Below are 15,756 nucleotides of genomic sequence, written 5' to 3'. Positions count from 1 at the left end.
CCCCCGGATCTCAGCTCGGCGGTGCGAAGAACTCGAGGGCGATGTTGTCGGGGTCGCGGAACGAGATCCCCGATCCGTAGTGCGCGTGCTTGATGCCGCTGTGGGCGATCCCGAGCTCGTCGAGCCGCCGTGTCCAGGTCTCGAGATCGTCTGCCGTCACGGTGAACGCGACATGGTCGAGGCCGGGGCGGCGTTCGTCGAATGCACCATCCGGATCCGCCGATGTGTGCGTGTGCAGCCCGAAGAGCATGCCGCCGTCGAGGGCGAACACCGTGTGGTGGAAGTCGCCAGACTCCTCGTCTTCGTCGAGTACGGGGTCTGCGCCGAACAGCGCCGCGTACCACCGGGTGCTGTTCGCGAGGTCGGTCACTGTGACCGCCACATGCGCGAGTGCGGGAAAAGCCATGGCGCCACTCCTTTGTGTTGCGCTGCTCTGTGCATCTCTCCCGACGTTAGGCCGCGAGTGCGGCGCGCAGAACTCCCCGAACGGACAGGATCACCCATATGCGCTATCGGGTCGTCGGCCGCAGCGCTTCCACTACGGCGCCGTGCAACGGGCCGTTGGTGGCCACGGCGCTGCCCCCGGACGGGCCGTCGGCGCCCTCGAGTGAGGTAAAGCGTCCACCCGCCTCCCGCACGATGATGTCGAGTGCGGCGAGGTCCCACAGCGAGACCTCGGGTTCGGCCGCGACGTCGACGGCGCCCTCGGCGACCAGGCAGTAGTTGTAGAAGTCGCCGTACCCGCGAACCCGCCAGACGCGGTCGGTGAGTGCGATGAACTCACCGCGTATCCCTCGCTCGGCCCACCCGGACAGGCTCGAGAACGCCAGGCTCGCCGACGACAGTTCCGAGACCGCCGACACCGACAGCCGACGCGGGAACTCTTGCCCGTCGAACACCGTGAACGCGCCCAGCCCTTCCGCAGCCCACCAACGTCGTCGCAGCGCGGGAGCCGAGACCACCCCGACCCGGGGTCGGCCGTCGATGAGCAGCGCGATGAGGGTGGCCCACACCGGCACGCCGCGGACGAAGTTCTTGGTGCCGTCGATGGGGTCCACCACCCACTGCCGACCGCGCAGTACCGCGTCGCCGCCGAACTCCTCGCCGAGGACCGCGTCGTCGGCGCGACGCGCAGCGAGGCGTTGCCGCACCATCGTCTCGCAGGCCAGATCGGCGTCGGAAACCGGCGTCAGATCGGGTTTGTCGTCCACCCGCAAGTCAATCGCCCCGAAGCGTTGCATTGTCAACGCATCCGCCGAATCGGCCAACGACAACGCGAGCTCGAGATCGTCGGGGAGCCCGTGGCCGGTGGCAGCGCTGTCGTGTGGCATGCCGGTAGGGTAGCGCCACCCGGCTGCCGACCACCCAGCCGTGGACCACTCACTGCGGACCCGGCGAACGTCCGATTTGCCCGACGCCGCCCGGTAGGCTGACGCACATGTTGCTTGCGGTCGGTTTCACGGTGGTCATCGCGGCGGTTCTGGTGGCGCTCGTCGTGCAGTGGCAGCGTGGCCGCAGCCCGCAAGGGCTGTCGGGTGCGCGCGCGGCGCAGTTCGTGCAGGGCACCTTCACGGTCACCGGCGTGAGTGAGCGTCCGGACCAAGGGGACGCCAAAGGAGAGCGGTTCTGCACCGTGTCCGGCACGATCGTAGGTCCGCAGACCGAGCCCGCCGAGGTCTACGGGACGCTGGTGCTCGGTGACGCGGATCCGTGGCCGCAGATCGGTGCGGACCTACCAGTGGTGTACAAGCCCGGCAAGGCGACCTCGTCGTGGCGGTTCGGCGAACTGCCCCCCGCCGATCCGGCGCAGGACCCGGGTCCGATGCCGAACGCCTGAGCGGTTCGGGACAGATCGAGGGCGGGGGGCAGCCCGGCCGGGTTTCGCGACGGTAGTCTTGATGACCGTGCATCCCGACGTAACCGCAGACCTCGAATCCATCGGCACCATCTTGACCACGGTCGAGAAGGTGCTCGACCTCGACGAGCTGCGCCGTCGGATCGACGAGCTGGAGATGCAGGCCTCCGATCCAGACCTGTGGAACGACCAGGACCACGCGCAGCGGGTGACCAGCGAGCTCTCGCACGCCCAGACGGAGTATCGACGGGTCACCGAGTTGCGTCAGCGGCTCGACGACCTGCCGGTGCACTACGAGCTGGCGGAGGCCGAGGAGGGTGACGACCAGACCGCCGCGCTGGCCGATGCGGACGCCGAGCGGGCGTCACTGAAGGCCGACGTCGAGGCCATGGAGGTCAAGACAATGCTGGCCGGCGAGTACGACCAACGTGACGCGTTGGTCAACATCCGATCCGGTGCCGGTGGCGTCGACGCGGCGGACTGGGCGCAGATGCTGATGCGGATGTACATCCGCTGGGCCGAGAAGCACAACTACGGAGTGGAGGTCTACGACACCTCCTACGCCGAAGAAGCCGGCATCAAGAGCGCCACCTTCACGGTGAAGGCGCCGTACATGTATGGCACGCTCTCGGTGGAGCAGGGCACCCACCGGCTGGTGCGCATCAGCCCGTTCGACAACCAGGGCCGCCGGCAGACGTCATTCGCCGAGGTCGAGGTGCTCCCCGTGGTCGAGACGACCGACCACATCGACGTCGACGAGAACGACGTGAAGGTCGACGTGTATCGCTCCTCGGGCCCCGGTGGTCAGTCTGTCAACACCACCGACTCCGCGGTCCGGCTGACCCACATACCCACCGGCATCGTCGTAACCTGTCAGAACGAGAAGAGTCAGCTGCAGAACAAGGCGTCGGCCATGCGCGTGCTGCAGGCCAAACTTCTCGAACGTAAGCGCCAGGAGGAGCGCGCAGAACTCGATGCGCTCAAGGGCGACGGTGGCTCGAGCTGGGGGAATCAGATGCGTTCGTACGTGTTGCATCCGTATCAGATGGTGAAGGACCTGCGCACCAACGTGGAGGACAACAACCCCACCGCCATCCTCGACGGGGAGATCGACAAGTTCATCGAAGCCGGTATCCGCTGGCGTATGGCTGCTGCCGACGCCTGACATGGCGGCCGTTGTGACGCCGTTGGCATTCGCTCCCGGCGCAACCGAAGCGGTGCTCGGGCGCTTCTATGTCTGGGCAGCCACCGACGGTCTGGAGATCCTCATCTGGATTCTCGGTGGACTGCTCGTCATCCGGTGCATCCGGTGGGGTGCCGACGGCTATGCCGCCCGGCTCAAGACCCAATTTGACTCCAGTGACCTCATCGTCCAGACCGAGGACGCCAAACATCGGCGCGCACTGGTGGATGTGGTGGCGTGGACGCTCATCGTGATCGTCGCGATCATCGTGATCGTGCGCATCATGGTGATCTTCGGGGTACCCATCACCGGCCTGGCGGGACCGGGTGCCGTGCTCGGTGCGGCGCTGGGCTTCGGTGCGCAGCGCATCGTGCAGGACATCCTCGCCGGATTCTTCGTCGTCGCCGAGAAGCAGTACGGGTACGGCGACGTGGTGGTTCTCACCGTGTCGGCCAACGGTCAGGCCGAGGGCACGGTCGAGGATGTCACGCTGCGCGTCACCAAACTACGTACCTCCGAGGGTGAGGTCATCACGGTGCCCAACGGGCAGATCGTCAAGGCCACCAACCTGTCCAAGGATTGGGCGCGCGCCGTGGTCGACGTGCCCGTGCCGGCCGACGCGGACATCGCGATGGTCAACGAGGTCCTCGACCGCGTCGGAGATGCATTCTACGAGCAACCACGCTGGCACGATCTCCTGCTCGACTCGCCGTCACCGCTCGGCGTCATCGACCTCGAACTCGACTCGATCACGGTCCGGATGGTCGCCCGCACGCTACCCGGCAAACAGTTCGACGTCAGCCGGGCGTTGCGCATTGACATCGTGCGCGCGCTGGCAAGCGAGGGCATCACCGTCGCACCCGTGGGTGTCCAGGCCGGCGGCGGACCGCCCGCGACGATGGCCGACGAGGCCGGCAAGGGGCGTGATCGCAATGGCTGATCGGCCCGACGACGAATCCGAGAAAGAGCCCGCGACGCGCGACGGTGCGGGGACCGATCCGGGAGGCAAGCGAGATGGCGCCGACGAGCCCCGCCCCATCATCCCGGAACGCTTCCGGGACTGGGGACACGTCTACAAGACCCGCCTGCGAACGAGCACCGCGGTTCTGCTGATCGCGTTCCTCGGCTCGAGCATCCTGTACGGCTACACCTCGCAGCGCTACGGGGTGGTCCAGCCGCCCGCTGCACCGGCCCGCACGTCGGTGTCCACCACCGTCACCCCTGAGCCGAGCTGGTCCTCGACCCCGTCGAGTACCTCGCTCACCACCACCACCACCACGACAACCGACTCGGTGGACGGCCCCGATGGTGACACAGAGCCCGAACCGGGCTCGGGCACCGGCGATACGGGGACCCAGACGCGCAGCACCGTGCCGGGACTACCCGGTGTGGTGATCCCGAATTTCGGCCGCACGCCGGAGACCACTACAGTTCCGCAGCGCTGACCAGCCGCGACCTGGCCGCGCCGAACCTGAGCGGAGAACTCAGCGGCCGTGGCTACACTGGCTTCTCGTGATCAAGCTGGAGAACGTCACGATGAAGTACAAGGCGTCCAGTCGGCCCGCCTTGACCGACCTCACCCTCGAGGTCGACAAGGGGGAGTTCGCCTTTTTGATCGGTCCGTCGGGTTCGGGAAAGTCGACCTTCTTCCGGTTGCTCCTGAAAGAGGACAAGCCCACCTCGGGCGAGGTGTACGTGGGAGATTTCCACGTCAACACGCTCAAGGGGCGGATGGTGCCCAAGCTGCGACAATCAATCGGCTGCGTCTTCCAGGACTTCCGACTGCTGCAACAGAAGTCGGTGGCCGACAATGTCGCGTTCGCGTTGGAGGTGATCGGCAAGTCACCGTCGACGACTCGGCGCATCGTCCCAGAGGTCCTCGACTACGTCGGACTGTCCGGCAAAGCCGACCGCATGCCCAACGAGCTGTCCGGCGGTGAGATGCAGCGTGTCGCGATCGCGCGGGCCATCGTCAATCGGCCGTTGCTGCTGCTCGCCGACGAACCGACCGGAAACCTCGATCCGGAGACCAGTGAGGAGATCGTCGACGTCCTCGACCGGGTGAACCGGCGTGGCACGACGGTGATCATGGCGACCCACGACCGGCACATCGTCGACGCCATGCGCCGACGGGTGCTCGAGTTCGACAACGGCCACCTGGTCCGCAACGATCCGCAAGGGGTGTACGGCATCGGCTGACCGCCGCTGCCGCGCCCGGCCCCGTGCGCGGCAATGCCCGCACCTCGACTCTCGCACCATCGACTTCGGTAAGGACTGCGCACAGACCCATGCGAGCGAACTTCATCATCAGCGAGGTCCTGAACGGTTTCCGACGCAACGTCACCATGACCATCGCCATGATCCTCACCACGGCGATCACCCTGGGCATGTTCGGCGGTGGCCTGCTGGTCATCCAGATGGCCGACAAAAGTCAGCAGATCTTCCTGGACCGAGTCGAGATGCAGTTCTTCGTCAACGACGCCGTCTCCGACGCCGACCCGAACTGCCAGGAGTCGCCGTGTGCGGAGCTACGTACCGACATCGAGAACGAGCCGGGCGTCGGGTCGGTCACCTTCATCGACCGTGAGGAGGCGTTCGAGGCCGCCAAACAGACCTTCAAGGACAATCCCGACATCGCCAACAACATCCGCGAGGGCACCATCCCTGCGTCGCTCAAGGTACGGATGTCCGACCCGGCCCAGTTCGGCGCGGTGCTCGACAAGTACAAGGACCGCAAGGATCTCGGTGTCGACGGCGCACTCGACCAACGCGAGCTGGTGCAGCGCATCTTCAGCGTGCTCGACGGAACCCGGAACGCCGCGTTCGCGGTCGCCCTGGTCTTGGCGGTGGCGGCGATCCTGTTGATCGTGAACACCGTGCAGATCGCGGCGTTCACCCGCCGCACCGAGGTGTCGATCATGCGCCTGGTCGGTGCCACCCGCTGGTACACGCAGTTGCCGTTCCTGCTCGAGGCGGTGGTCGCCGCGCTGGTGGGTGCGTTCCTCGCGATCGGTGGGTTGTTCGCGGCCAAGGTTTTCTTCTTCGACAACGCCCTACGCGATCTGTACGGTGTGAACATCCTGGCCCGCATCGGGATCTCCGACGTGCTGTTCGTGTCGCCGTGGCTGATCCTGGCCGGAATCCTGCTGTCGGGTGTCACCTCGTATGTGACACTGCGGGTTTATGTGCGCGAATGATCGGGGCCGGCGAGATCGGCAGGAGAGATAGGGACGAGGAGGAGGTGCAGGAATGGCGAAGGAGAAGGGTCGCAACGTGATCGCGACCAACCGCAAGGCGCGTCACAACTACACCATCCTTGACACCTACGAGGCGGGTATCGCGTTGTTGGGGACCGAGGTCAAGAGTCTGCGCGGTGGCAAGGCATCGCTTGCCGATGCCTTCGCGACCGTCGACGACGGCGAGATCTGGCTGCGCGCCGTGCACATCCCCGAATACGGCAGCGGGTCGTGGACCAACCACGCTCCGCGTCGCAACCGGAAACTGCTGTTGCACCGCCGTGAGATCGACAACCTGATCGGCAAGATCCGCGACGGCAATCTCACGTTGGTGCCGCTGTCGATGTACTTCAACGACGGCAAGGTCAAGGTGGAACTGGCACTCGCCCGCGGCAAGCAGGCCCACGACAAGCGCCACGACATCGCGCGCCGGACGGCGCAGCGTGAGGTGGAGCGCGAGATCGGTCGGCGCGTCAAAGGGATGTGAAAGGTGCCCCGAGATCCGGAGCCCGAGGCCCTGTCGCCACGTCGTCGCCACATCGTCGTACTCGCGCTTGTGGTAGTGATGGCGATGCTCGGTCTCCTCGCCTGCACCCCCGATCCGGAGGGCCGCATCGGCGGTGACGGAGTCGCCATCGACGGTGTGCCGGTGACCCCGCCGATGGGGTGGAACAGTTGGAACACCTTCGGCTGCAATATCACCGAACAGATCGTCCGCGAGCAGGCCGACGCGCTGGTGGTGACCGGGCTACGTGACGCCGGGTATCGCTACGTCGTCGTCGACGACTGCTGGGCCGCGCCTGAGCGCGCCGACGACGGGTCGCTGCAGGCCGATCCGCGTCGATTTCCCTCCGGGATGGCGGCACTCGGACAGTATCTGCACGACCGCGGGCTGAAGTTCGGATTGTATGCCGGCGCCGACGACAAGACCTGCACCCAATTCCTGGGTACCTACCCGGGTGCCACCGGTAGTCGCGGCCACGAGGGCCGCGACGCCCAGACCTTCGCCGACTGGCAGGTCGACTATCTGAAATACGACTGGTGCTCGAGCAATGCCGACCATGACGACCAGGTGTCGGCGTTCACCGCGATGCGCGACGCGATCCGCGACACCGGGCGACCCATGGTGTACAGCATCAACCCCAACAGTGGCGTCGCGGAATCGGTTCCGGGAGCCGAATTCGATTGGGGTGGCGTCGCGACCATGACCCGGGTCACCAACGACATCACCCCTGTGTGGTCGACCAACGCCGACGATTCCGGCGCGCAGGGCGTGATCGACATCGTCGACGCCGTGGCGCCGCTCGCGTCCCGGGTCGGGCCGTCGGCGTTCAACGATCCCGACATGCTCGTCGTGGGCGTGGACGGCAACCCCGGCCTCACCCTGGCCCAGCAGCGTACGCAGATGTCGATGTGGGCGATGATGGCGGCGCCGCTCATCGCCGGTAACGATCTCACGCGGATGTCGACGCAGACGCTCGACCTGCTGGGCAACCGCGCGGTCATCGTGATCGATCAAGACGATCGGGTCAGCGCCGGCGCGCCGGTCGACGACGACGCGGAGATCTGGGCCCGCGCCATCGGTGACAAGGGGCTCGTCGTGTCGTTGACCAACCGGGCCGATCATCCGCGCGCCATGTCGGTCTCACTGGGAAGTCTCGGTCTGGTCGGCGACGCCACCGTCAGCGCCGTCGATGCCTGGACCGGCCGGCAATACCAGGCCGCCAACGGGGAACTCACCGTCGACGTCGCGGTCAACGACACCGTGCTGCTGCAGATCGCCTGACGCCTCGCCGGTTGTCCGAAACAGCCGGTGGGCGCGGCGTTCTCGATATGATCCGATGTGGCCGCGAGGTCAGGGCACTGTGGACCCGCGTCGACACACGCAGACTCATCGATTTCGCCACCCTCAGGAGCTGACGATGACCGACCGCAAACACACCAATGCCCGGCACACGACCAATATCGGCGCGAACCTCACCCTCAACCCGGTGTTCGTCCGCCCCGGTGAATCCACCGAGCTGCCGAAGTTCACGATTCCCGACCAGATGAGTCTGCCCGAGACGGCATACCAGATCGTGCACGACGAGGCCATGCTCGACGGCAACGCGCGGCTGAACCTCGCGACCTTCGTATCGACCTGGATGGACGACGAGGCGCGTCGACTCTACGCCGAGACCTACGACAAGAACATGATCGACAAGGACGAATATCCGCAGACCGCCGCGATCGAGGATCGGTGTTGGCGGATCATCGCCGATCTGTGGAATGTGCCAGACGTGGAGAACTCGATCGGGACGTCGACGATCGGGTCGTCGGAGGCGGCGATGCTGGGTGGCCTGGCGCTCAAGCGGCATTGGCAGACGCGCCGCAAAGCCGAGGGCAAGTCGATCGAGAAACCGAATCTGGTGCTGTCGACCGCCGTTCAGGTGTGCTGGGAGAAGTTCCTCAACTACTTCGAGGTGGAGCCGCGGTGGGTGCCGGTGAGCGAGGAGCATTTCGTCTTCGACGGCCACGAACTCGAGAAGTACGTGGATGAGTACACAATCGGCGTGGTAGCAATCGTCGGGGTGACCTACAACGGGTTGTATGAGCCGGTGAAAGAGATCTCGGCGAAACTCGACGAGATCCAGGCGTCGACGGGCCTGGACATCAAGATCCACGTCGACGGTGCATCCGGCGCCATGATCGCGCCGTTCTGCCAGCCCGATCTGGAGTGGGACTTCCGCGTGCCGCGGGTGGTGTCGATCAACACCTCCGGCCACAAATACGGTCTCGTGTATCCGGGGCTGGGCTGGATCGTGTGGCGCGATGCCGCGGCGTTGCCGGAGAGCATGGTGTTCCACTGCAGCTATCTCGGCGGCGACATGCCAACGCTCGCGCTGAACTTCTCGCGGCCCGGTGCGCAGGTGTTGTTGCAGTACTACAACTTTCTGCGGTTGGGTCGTGAGGGATATCGGCAGGTGCAGCAGGAGTCGCTCGACGTCGCGCAGTATCTGTCCGCGGCAATCGGCGACATGGGGCCGTTCGACCTCGTCAGCAAGGGTGACACCATCCCGGTGTTCGCGTGGAAGCTCAAGCCCGGTTATACCGACAAGTGGACGCTCTACGATCTGTCGGACCGATTGCGGATGAAGGGGTGGCTGGTGCCGGCCTACCCGATGGCCGATGACCTCGCCGACATGACGTTGCAGCGCATCGTGGTGCGGGCGGGTTTGAGTCGTGATCTCGGTGCCGCGCTGTTGCGGGACATCGAGAGCGAGATCGCCTTCCTCGACAACCTGGAGTCGCCGATGCCGCGGGAGGGCACGGGGTCGCACTTCCACCACTGAGGCGATACCGGGATGAAACCGTCGGCAGCCGTTGTTAGACTGAAGTGCTCGTCGAAATTCGGCGGGTGCTACCTCGGGGCTGATCGGTTTCGACTGCGTGCGTCGAGGTAGGGGAAGCGTGTCGGTGCAGGCTAGAGACCACCGTTAAGCGTCGTAGCAACCAATTAAGCGCCGATAAGAATCAGCGCGACTACGCACTCGCTGCCTGATCAGCGAGGCTAGTCTGTCGGCCCGGGTCTGCTCCCGCACCCGGATGCCGGCATCATCTCAGGGAGCTCACCGCTGTCGTCGGTCGCGGACGGCAGCGGGACATCAAACAGCGACTGGGATCGTCATCTCGGCTTGTTCGCGTGACCGGGAGATTCAAGTAGAGGCATAGCGAACTGCACACGGAGAAGCCCTACCGAAGCGACGGAGGACCCGGGTTCAATTCCCGGCAGCTCCACCGACGAGACCCCCGACCGCCTGGTCGGGGGTTTCGTGCTTTTCTTGGTTTTGTTTGTAGGCGCGTCTAGGGCCTTTCGTGACCGCCGTGCTGGTGGCGTTTGGGAGCGCGGGCTACGGGTGATGTGCGCGCAGGACGGTGCCGACGAAATCGAGGGCGGCGTTCTGCCAGAGTCCGATGTGATCGAGCATCGCGTGCTTGCCGTCGGGCACGGGGACGAAGGTGGCGTCCACCCCGCGTTCGTCGAGTTCGTGCACACCTCGCTCGGTCCGGCGCGCGAAGGTCCGAGTGTCATCGGTGCCGTGTACCGCGACCACCCGGACGCCGTCGCGGATGTGACGCCAATCGGCATGCTGCCACCACGGTGCCAGTGCGAGCAGTCCGACGACTCGGCTGTCGGCCGCGAGGTGCGCACCCACCCGTCCGCCCATCGAGTGGCCGACGAGGACCACCGGTACGCCCGGATGCTCGCGCGTCAGATCGTCGAGTGCCTTGCGGGCGTCGTGGACCGGACAGTTCTGTGCGCCGTTCCATCCGTAGAAGCGGTAGCGCACCTGGTGCACACGTACCCGGTTGCGAAAGCGCGCCCGGATCGACCACGTGAACGGGTACATCCGCAGCGCTGACGGCTGGCGTGGGCTGAACGGCCGGTAGCTGCGGTCCGTTCCGCCCGGCAACACCAGGACCACCAGCTCGGTGCGGTCCGAACCTGACGTCGCCGGATCACGTTTCAGCACGACGAGCTGCCGGCTCTGGCGGACGACCGGGTGGCCGGTGGGCGCACCTGTGCGACGGTGCGTGCCTCGACGACGTGCATGCCAGACGATCCTCCTGTGTCCGGGCTCGGGGGCGGGCCTGCTGAGTCGGTGCCCACAGTAATCATTCGTACGATGCCGACGTTCGGATCGGTTCCGATGGCAGAATTGCGGCATGGCACATCCGAGAGCAGGAACACCGGCGCTCCCCGAGGACCTGATCGACGTCGCCGCGGTCGAGCGGGCCTACTACGACCGGGTGCCCGACCCCGACGATCCGATGCAGCAGGTGGTGTTCGGCACCTCGGGTCATCGTGGGTCCAGCCTCGACGGGGCGTTCAACGAAGCCCACATCCTGGCCACCACGCAGGCGATCGTGGAGTACCGTCGGTCGGCGGGGATCACCGGGCCGTTGTTCATCGGCTTCGACACCCATGCGCTTTCGATTCCGGCGTGGCGCAGCGCACTCGAGGTACTCACCGCCAACGAGGTCACCGTTTACATCGCCGAGAACGAGAAGTTCACGCCCACCCCGGCAGTGAGTTTCGCCATCCTCCGGTTCAACCAGGCCAACCCCGGTGTGCTTGCCGATGGCATCGTCGTCACCCCGTCGCACAACCCGCCGCGCGACGGTGGGTTCAAATACAACCCACCCAGCGGTGGGCCGGCCGACACGAGTATCACCTCGGTGGTGGCGCGCCGGGCCAACGAACTGCTCGCCGACAACCTCTCCGGCGTCAACCGGATTCCGTTCGAACGCGCCCGCAGCAGTGAATTCATCCACGAATATCCTTACACCGCAACCTATGTCGATCATCTTCAGGAGGTGGTCGACATGTCGGCCATCCGCGATGCCGGTATCCACATCGGGGCCGATCCATTGGGTGGTGCGTCGGTCGGCTACTGGGCCGAGATCGGGTTCCGGTACAACCTGACGAACCTGACCGTGGTGAACCCGACGGTCGATCCGACGTTCCGGTTCATGACGCTGGACACCGACGGCAAGATCAGAATGGACTGCTCCTCGCCGAACGCGATGGCGTCGCTGATCTCGGCGCGCGAGCGCTACGACATCGCCACCGGTAACGACGCCGACTCCGACCGTCACGGCATCGTGACCCCCGATGGCGGCTTGATGAATCCGAATCATTACCTGGCGGTGGCGATCGACTACCTGTTCACGCACCGCCCGGGTTGGGGTGCACAGGCGGCGGTGGGCAAGACCCTGGTCAGCTCATCGTTGATCGATCGGGTCGTCGCCGGGATCGACCGCAAACTGCTCGAGGTCCCGGTCGGCTTCAAGTGGTTCGTCGACGGGCTGCTCGACGGCAGCATCGCGTTCGGTGGAGAGGAGAGCGCGGGCGCGTCGTTTCTCACCTTCGACGGCAAGCCGTGGTCGACCGACAAAGACGGGATCATCCTGGCGCTGTTGGCATCGGAGATGCTCGCGACGACCGGCAAGACACCGTCGCAGCGCTATCGGGAACTGGCCGACCGCTACGGCGAAAGCGCCTACGCCCGCGTCGACGCGCCGGCCTCACGGGCACAGAAGGCACTTCTCGGGAAGCTGTCGGCCGATCAGGTCAGCGCGACCGAACTTGCCGGCGAACCGATCACGGCCGTCCTCACCGAGGCGCCGGGGAACGGGGCGCCGATCGGGGGACTCAAGGTGACCACGGAGAACGCGTGGTTCGCCGCTCGCCCGTCGGGGACCGAGGACGTCTACAAGATCTACGCAGAGTCGTTCAAGGGCGCCGATCACCTCGCGACGGTGCAGGCGCAAGCCCAGGAACTGGTCGACTCGGTACTGGTTTGAGGGTCACCGCCGCGTGCTCAACGCAGTCCTCGAACCAACTCAGACAGCTCTTATCGCTGCCGCATTAGAGTCGGCATGGTGAGCGACAAGCGCAAACCGAAATCCTCGACGGCGAACTCGAAGTACCAGCCGAGCGCGACGTCGAGCCGCACCACGTACATCCTCGGTGGGGTGGCGGTGGCGATCATCGTGGCCCTCATCGTCGGCGGTTTGGTGTGGAACAACAGTCAAGACGACGGCGGCGGCGTCGACGAGGCGGTGCTCAGCGAGAACGCCGCACTGATCATCGGCGAGCCCTCGGCTCCGCAGACGATCGACGTGTTCGAGGACTTCATGTGCCCGGTCTGTCAGGAGTTCGAGGAGCAGTCGGGCACCGCCATCACCGAGGCGATCAACAACGGGTCGCTGCGGGTTCGGTACCACATGCTCACCTTCCTCGACGACAGGTCGGCATCCGGCGACTACTCGACGCGGGCCGCCGGGGCCGCCCAATGCGTCGGCACCGGAGAGGACAAAGAAGTCTTCGAGAAGTTCCACACTGCGCTGTTCACCAATCAGCCGGAAGAAGGCGGGGACAGCGACCTCAGCAACGCGGACATGGCTCGGCTGGCGGGCGCGCAGGGTGCCTCACCACAGACCCAGCAGTGTGTCGCGGACGGCGCCAGGGTGACCGAGGCGACGGAGGCCTCCGAACAGTCGCGGAACCAGCTGGCGAAGGCCACCGGCGGGCAGGTGGCCACGCCGACGGTGCTGTCCGGCGGCGAGCCGGTGAACGGCATCATGGACGGCACGGGCTGGCTGGACCAGCTGCTGAACGAGCAGGGCTGAGGTCGGTGACTCCGGTCCCAGGTAGCCGTCCAGGCGATTTGGTCGGAGTCGGAGCGATGGTGTAATTTCGCCTTTGCCCTCGAAACGGGGTGAACAACAGAAGACGGGGCTATGGCGCAGCTGGTAGCGCACCACACTGGCAGTGTGGGGGTCAGGGGTTCGAGTCCCCTTAGCTCCACAAACAGGGAGAAGCCCGCTTCATCGTCGAAGCGGGCTTCTCCCTGTCTTGGCCTATGTGCCCGACCCGCGCCGCCGACGGTGGCCAGATCGGAGTTGGTCAGCCAGTCACACCTACCAAGAGATCTCGATTTCGATCTCGGACTCGTCGCCACGCTCGATCTCGACCGTCAACCGCACCATCGGCGGGATGTCGACCCGCACGGTCTTGTTGTTCTCGACGTAGGACACCTCGTTGTGGCGCGAAATCGCATCGGCGAGGTCGCGCAGACGTTGTGCGGCTTCTTCGCGCGTCATCTCGGTCGTGGTCTCGTGTTCGAACAACTCGTCGCTCATGCATCCATCCGAATCGAGCGGGACGGCAAGGGCAAGGGGGTTCACCGACTGTTCAGTCGTTCGCAGCCGATCCCGTCGGGGTCTCGATGTTCGACGACGAGTGCGACGATGGTGCCCATGACCGCCACTCTCGTCGCCAAGGATCTCTCCGGCGGCTACGCCCACCGCGTACTGTTCGACCACCTCGATCTCACGGTCGCGCCGGGTGACGTGGTGGGGGTCGTCGGCGCCAACGGCGCCGGCAAGTCGACGCTGCTACGGGTGCTGGCCGGCGACCTGGCGCCCCTCGCGGGCTCGGTGACGAGATCACCGGCCGACGCCTTCGTCGGCTGGTTGCCGCAAGAGCATGAGCGCGTCCCGGGGGAGACCGTCGCGCAGTACGTCGCGCGCCGAACCGGGTGCGCCGCGGCCACCGCGGCGATGGACGTCGCGGCGGCTGCGCTCGCCGACGATCCGGCAGCATCATCCGGACCCGACGATCCAGCCGACGTCTACGCCGCCGCACTCGATCACTGGCTCGCGACCGGCGCCGCCGATCTCGACGACCGGTTGCCCGGCGTACTGGCCGATCTGGGCCTCGACGTCGACGCCGTCGAACCAGGCGCAGTCCTGATGGACGTCCTGTCGGGTGGCCAGGCCGCCCGGGTCGGCTTGGCCGCGCTGCTGTGCTCACGGTTCGACATCGTCCTGCTCGACGAACCGACCAACGATCTCGATCTCGACGGGCTCGCGAGGCTGGAGGACCTGGTCGGCGGCATGCGGGGTGGGGTGGTGCTGGTCAGTCACGATCGGGAATTCTTGGCGCGCAGCGTGACCCGGGTCGTCGAACTCGATCTGGCACAGCACACCAACACCGTCTACGGCGGCGGATACGAGAGCTACCTGGAAGAGCGTGAGGTCGCACGGCGGCATCGGCGCGAGGAGTACGAGGAGTACGCCGAGAAGAAGGCGGACCTGGTGGCGCGCGCGAGGACCCAACGTGAGTGGTCCTCCCAGGGCACCCGGAACGCGATACGCAAGGCGCCCGACAACGACAAGATCCGACGCCGCGCGGCGACCGAGTCGAGTGAGAAGCAGGCACAGAAGGTCCGGCAGATGGAGAGTCGGATCGCACGTCTCGAGGAGGTCGTCGAGCCGCGTAAGGAATGGGTTCTCGAATTCACGATCGGGGCCGCACCCCGATCGAGTTCAGTGGTGGCGACGCTGAACAATGCGGTCGTCAGACACGGCGATTTCACGCTCGGGCCAGTGTCGTTGCAAGTCGATGCCGGCGACCGCATCGGAATCACGGGACCCAACGGCGCGGGCAAATCGACCCTGCTGAGACTGCTGCTCGGCGTGATCGGCCCCGACGTGGGCACCGCGCAGCTCGGCACCAATGTCGCGATCGGCGAGATCGACCAGGCGCGGGGCCGATTCGCCGGCGCCGCACCGCTCGTCGATCGATTCGGCGAGCTCGTGCCGGAGTACACCTCGGCCGAGGTCCGCACGCTGCTGGCGAAGTTCGGACTGCGAGCCGACCATGTCGGGCGGAGCGTGGACGATGTGTCGCCGGGGGAGCGCACCCGGGCGGCGCTGGCGTTGCTTCAGGCCCGCGGCACCAATGTCCTGGTGCTCGACGAGCCCACCAACCACCTCGACCTCCCGGCAATCGAACAGTTGGAGTCCGCGCTCGAGTCGTACGACGGGGCGCTGCTGTTGGTCACCCACGATCGGCGCATGCTCTCCACAGTGCGTACGAATCGCGTGTGGCATGTCGCTGGAGGCGTTGTCACCGAGCGCTGAGCCGGCTG

16 protein-coding genes, 1 tRNA gene and 1 other RNA gene are annotated in these 15,756 nt (G+C 66.0%); 14 read left to right on the top strand and 4 right to left on the bottom strand.

The genetic code is table 11. The features are described 5' to 3' along the window. Window positions 1–10: 10 nt before the first annotated feature. The gene (locus L1892_RS15790; RefSeq protein WP_235724561.1) at window positions 11–406 is read right to left on the bottom strand and encodes a VOC family protein; all 396 of its coding nucleotides are present in this window, start codon (window positions 404–406) and stop codon (window positions 11–13) included. A 103-nt stretch (window positions 407–509) separates the two neighbouring features. Beyond that, window positions 510–1,331, bottom strand: coding sequence for a histidinol-phosphatase (gene hisN / locus L1892_RS15785; protein ID WP_235724560.1), 822 nt, complete (start codon window positions 1,329–1,331; stop codon window positions 510–512). Window positions 1,332–1,438: 107 nt separating this feature from the next. Here hisN and L1892_RS15780 point away from each other — a divergent pair, with 107 nt between their 5' ends. The 10 genes from L1892_RS15780 to ssrA all read left to right on the top strand — a co-directional run bounded on the left by L1892_RS15780 (window position 1,439) and on the right by ssrA (window position 10,054). After that, complete coding sequence (locus tag L1892_RS15780; protein WP_235724559.1) at window positions 1,439–1,837, top strand: hypothetical protein; 399 nt, start codon at window positions 1,439–1,441, stop codon at window positions 1,835–1,837. 67 nt (window positions 1,838–1,904) lie between these two features. Then, the gene (prfB, locus tag L1892_RS15775; protein ID WP_235724623.1) at window positions 1,905–3,020 is read left to right on the top strand and encodes a peptide chain release factor 2; all 1,116 of its coding nucleotides are present in this window, start codon (window positions 1,905–1,907) and stop codon (window positions 3,018–3,020) included. Window position 3,021: 1 nt separating this feature from the next. Then, a complete protein-coding gene (locus tag L1892_RS15770; RefSeq protein WP_235724558.1) occupies window positions 3,022–3,978 on the top strand; it encodes a mechanosensitive ion channel family protein in 957 nt (318 codons plus the stop codon). Continuing rightward, window positions 3,971–4,483 (top strand): Rv3103c transmembrane domain-containing protein, encoded by a 513-nt coding sequence (locus L1892_RS15765; RefSeq protein ID WP_235724557.1) that lies wholly within the window; start codon window positions 3,971–3,973, stop codon window positions 4,481–4,483. The genes L1892_RS15770 and L1892_RS15765 overlap by 8 nt, the downstream gene beginning before the upstream one ends. 67 nt (window positions 4,484–4,550) lie before the next feature. Then, on the top strand, window positions 4,551–5,237 hold the full coding sequence (gene ftsE / locus L1892_RS15760) for a cell division ATP-binding protein FtsE (RefSeq protein ID WP_235724556.1): 687 nt from the start codon (window positions 4,551–4,553) through the stop codon (window positions 5,235–5,237). An 89-nt stretch (window positions 5,238–5,326) separates the two neighbouring features. After that, window positions 5,327–6,235, top strand: a complete 909-nt coding sequence (gene ftsX, locus L1892_RS15755; protein ID WP_235724555.1) for a permease-like cell division protein FtsX — start codon at window positions 5,327–5,329, stop codon at window positions 6,233–6,235. A 52-nt stretch (window positions 6,236–6,287) separates the two neighbouring features. Then, complete coding sequence (gene smpB, locus L1892_RS15750; protein WP_235724554.1) at window positions 6,288–6,761, top strand: SsrA-binding protein SmpB; 474 nt, start codon at window positions 6,288–6,290, stop codon at window positions 6,759–6,761. A 78-nt stretch (window positions 6,762–6,839) separates the two neighbouring features. Then, window positions 6,840–8,060: a glycoside hydrolase family 27 protein gene (locus L1892_RS15745; RefSeq protein WP_235724622.1), complete on the top strand. Its 1,221-nt coding sequence runs from the start codon at window positions 6,840–6,842 to the stop codon at window positions 8,058–8,060. Between the two features lie 136 nt (window positions 8,061–8,196). Then, window positions 8,197–9,606, top strand: coding sequence for a glutamate decarboxylase (gene gad, locus L1892_RS15740; RefSeq protein ID WP_235724553.1), 1,410 nt, complete (start codon window positions 8,197–8,199; stop codon window positions 9,604–9,606). A gap of 75 nt (window positions 9,607–9,681) precedes the next feature. Beyond that, window positions 9,682–10,054, top strand: a transfer-messenger RNA (tmRNA) gene (gene ssrA, locus L1892_RS15735). Window positions 10,055–10,164: 110 nt separating this feature from the next. Here the strand turns inward: ssrA and L1892_RS15730 are convergent. Continuing rightward, window positions 10,165–10,788, bottom strand: coding sequence for an alpha/beta hydrolase (locus L1892_RS15730; protein WP_235724552.1), 624 nt, complete (start codon window positions 10,786–10,788; stop codon window positions 10,165–10,167). A 193-nt stretch (window positions 10,789–10,981) separates the two neighbouring features. Here L1892_RS15730 and pgm point away from each other — a divergent pair, with 193 nt between their 5' ends. From pgm to L1892_RS15715, 3 genes are all read left to right on the top strand, one after another. After that, window positions 10,982–12,622 carry a phosphoglucomutase (alpha-D-glucose-1,6-bisphosphate-dependent) gene (gene pgm, locus L1892_RS15725; RefSeq protein ID WP_235724551.1) on the top strand — a complete coding sequence of 547 codons (1,641 nt, stop codon included), beginning with the start codon at window positions 10,982–10,984 and terminating at the stop codon, window positions 12,620–12,622. A gap of 78 nt (window positions 12,623–12,700) precedes the next feature. Next, window positions 12,701–13,450, top strand: a complete 750-nt coding sequence (locus tag L1892_RS15720) for a DsbA family protein (RefSeq protein ID WP_235724621.1) — start codon at window positions 12,701–12,703, stop codon at window positions 13,448–13,450. A 105-nt stretch (window positions 13,451–13,555) separates the two neighbouring features. Next, window positions 13,556–13,628 (top strand) — tRNA-Ala (locus L1892_RS15715). A 113-nt stretch (window positions 13,629–13,741) separates the two neighbouring features. On the opposite strand, the gene L1892_RS15710 is transcribed toward L1892_RS15715, so the two are convergent. Then, entirely contained in the window at window positions 13,742–13,963 is a 222-nt protein-coding gene (locus L1892_RS15710) for an amphi-Trp domain-containing protein (RefSeq protein ID WP_235724550.1), read from the bottom strand. 117 nt (window positions 13,964–14,080) lie between these two features. Here L1892_RS15710 and L1892_RS15705 point away from each other — a divergent pair, with 117 nt between their 5' ends. Further along, window positions 14,081–15,748, top strand: a complete 1,668-nt coding sequence (locus tag L1892_RS15705; RefSeq protein ID WP_235724549.1) for an ABC-F family ATP-binding cassette domain-containing protein — start codon at window positions 14,081–14,083, stop codon at window positions 15,746–15,748. Window positions 15,749–15,756 lie beyond the last annotated feature (8 nt).

Source organism: Gordonia tangerina, assembly GCF_021556435.1.
Classification (GTDB): domain Bacteria; phylum Actinomycetota; class Actinomycetes; order Mycobacteriales; family Mycobacteriaceae; genus Gordonia; species Gordonia tangerina.
This window is presented reverse-complemented; position numbering and strand designations above follow the sequence as displayed.

Bases quoted from the DNA above. Each gene is read 5' to 3' on its own strand.
- smpB (WP_235724554.1), top strand. From the start codon at position 6,288: ATGGCGAAGGAGAAGGGTCGCAACGTGATCGCGACCAACCGCAAGGCG.
- L1892_RS15770 (WP_235724558.1), top strand. From the start codon at position 3,022: ATGGCGGCCGTTGTGACGCCGTTGGCATTCGCTCCCGGCGCAACCGAA.
- L1892_RS15705 (WP_235724549.1), top strand. From the start codon at position 14,081: ATGACCGCCACTCTCGTCGCCAAGGATCTCTCCGGCGGCTACGCCCAC.
- L1892_RS15765 (WP_235724557.1), top strand. From the start codon at position 3,971: ATGGCTGATCGGCCCGACGACGAATCCGAGAAAGAGCCCGCGACGCGC.
- L1892_RS15780 (WP_235724559.1), top strand. From the start codon at position 1,439: ATGTTGCTTGCGGTCGGTTTCACGGTGGTCATCGCGGCGGTTCTGGTG.
- ftsX (WP_235724555.1), top strand. From the start codon at position 5,327: ATGCGAGCGAACTTCATCATCAGCGAGGTCCTGAACGGTTTCCGACGC.
- L1892_RS15710 (WP_235724550.1), bottom strand. From the start codon at position 13,963: ATGAGCGACGAGTTGTTCGAACACGAGACCACGACCGAGATGACGCGC.
- hisN (WP_235724560.1), bottom strand. From the start codon at position 1,331: ATGCCACACGACAGCGCTGCCACCGGCCACGGGCTCCCCGACGATCTC.
- L1892_RS15790 (WP_235724561.1), bottom strand. From the start codon at position 406: ATGGCTTTTCCCGCACTCGCGCATGTGGCGGTCACAGTGACCGACCTC.
- L1892_RS15745 (WP_235724622.1), top strand. From the start codon at position 6,840: ATGGCGATGCTCGGTCTCCTCGCCTGCACCCCCGATCCGGAGGGCCGC.
- pgm (WP_235724551.1), top strand. From the start codon at position 10,982: ATGGCACATCCGAGAGCAGGAACACCGGCGCTCCCCGAGGACCTGATC.
- gad (WP_235724553.1), top strand. From the start codon at position 8,197: ATGACCGACCGCAAACACACCAATGCCCGGCACACGACCAATATCGGC.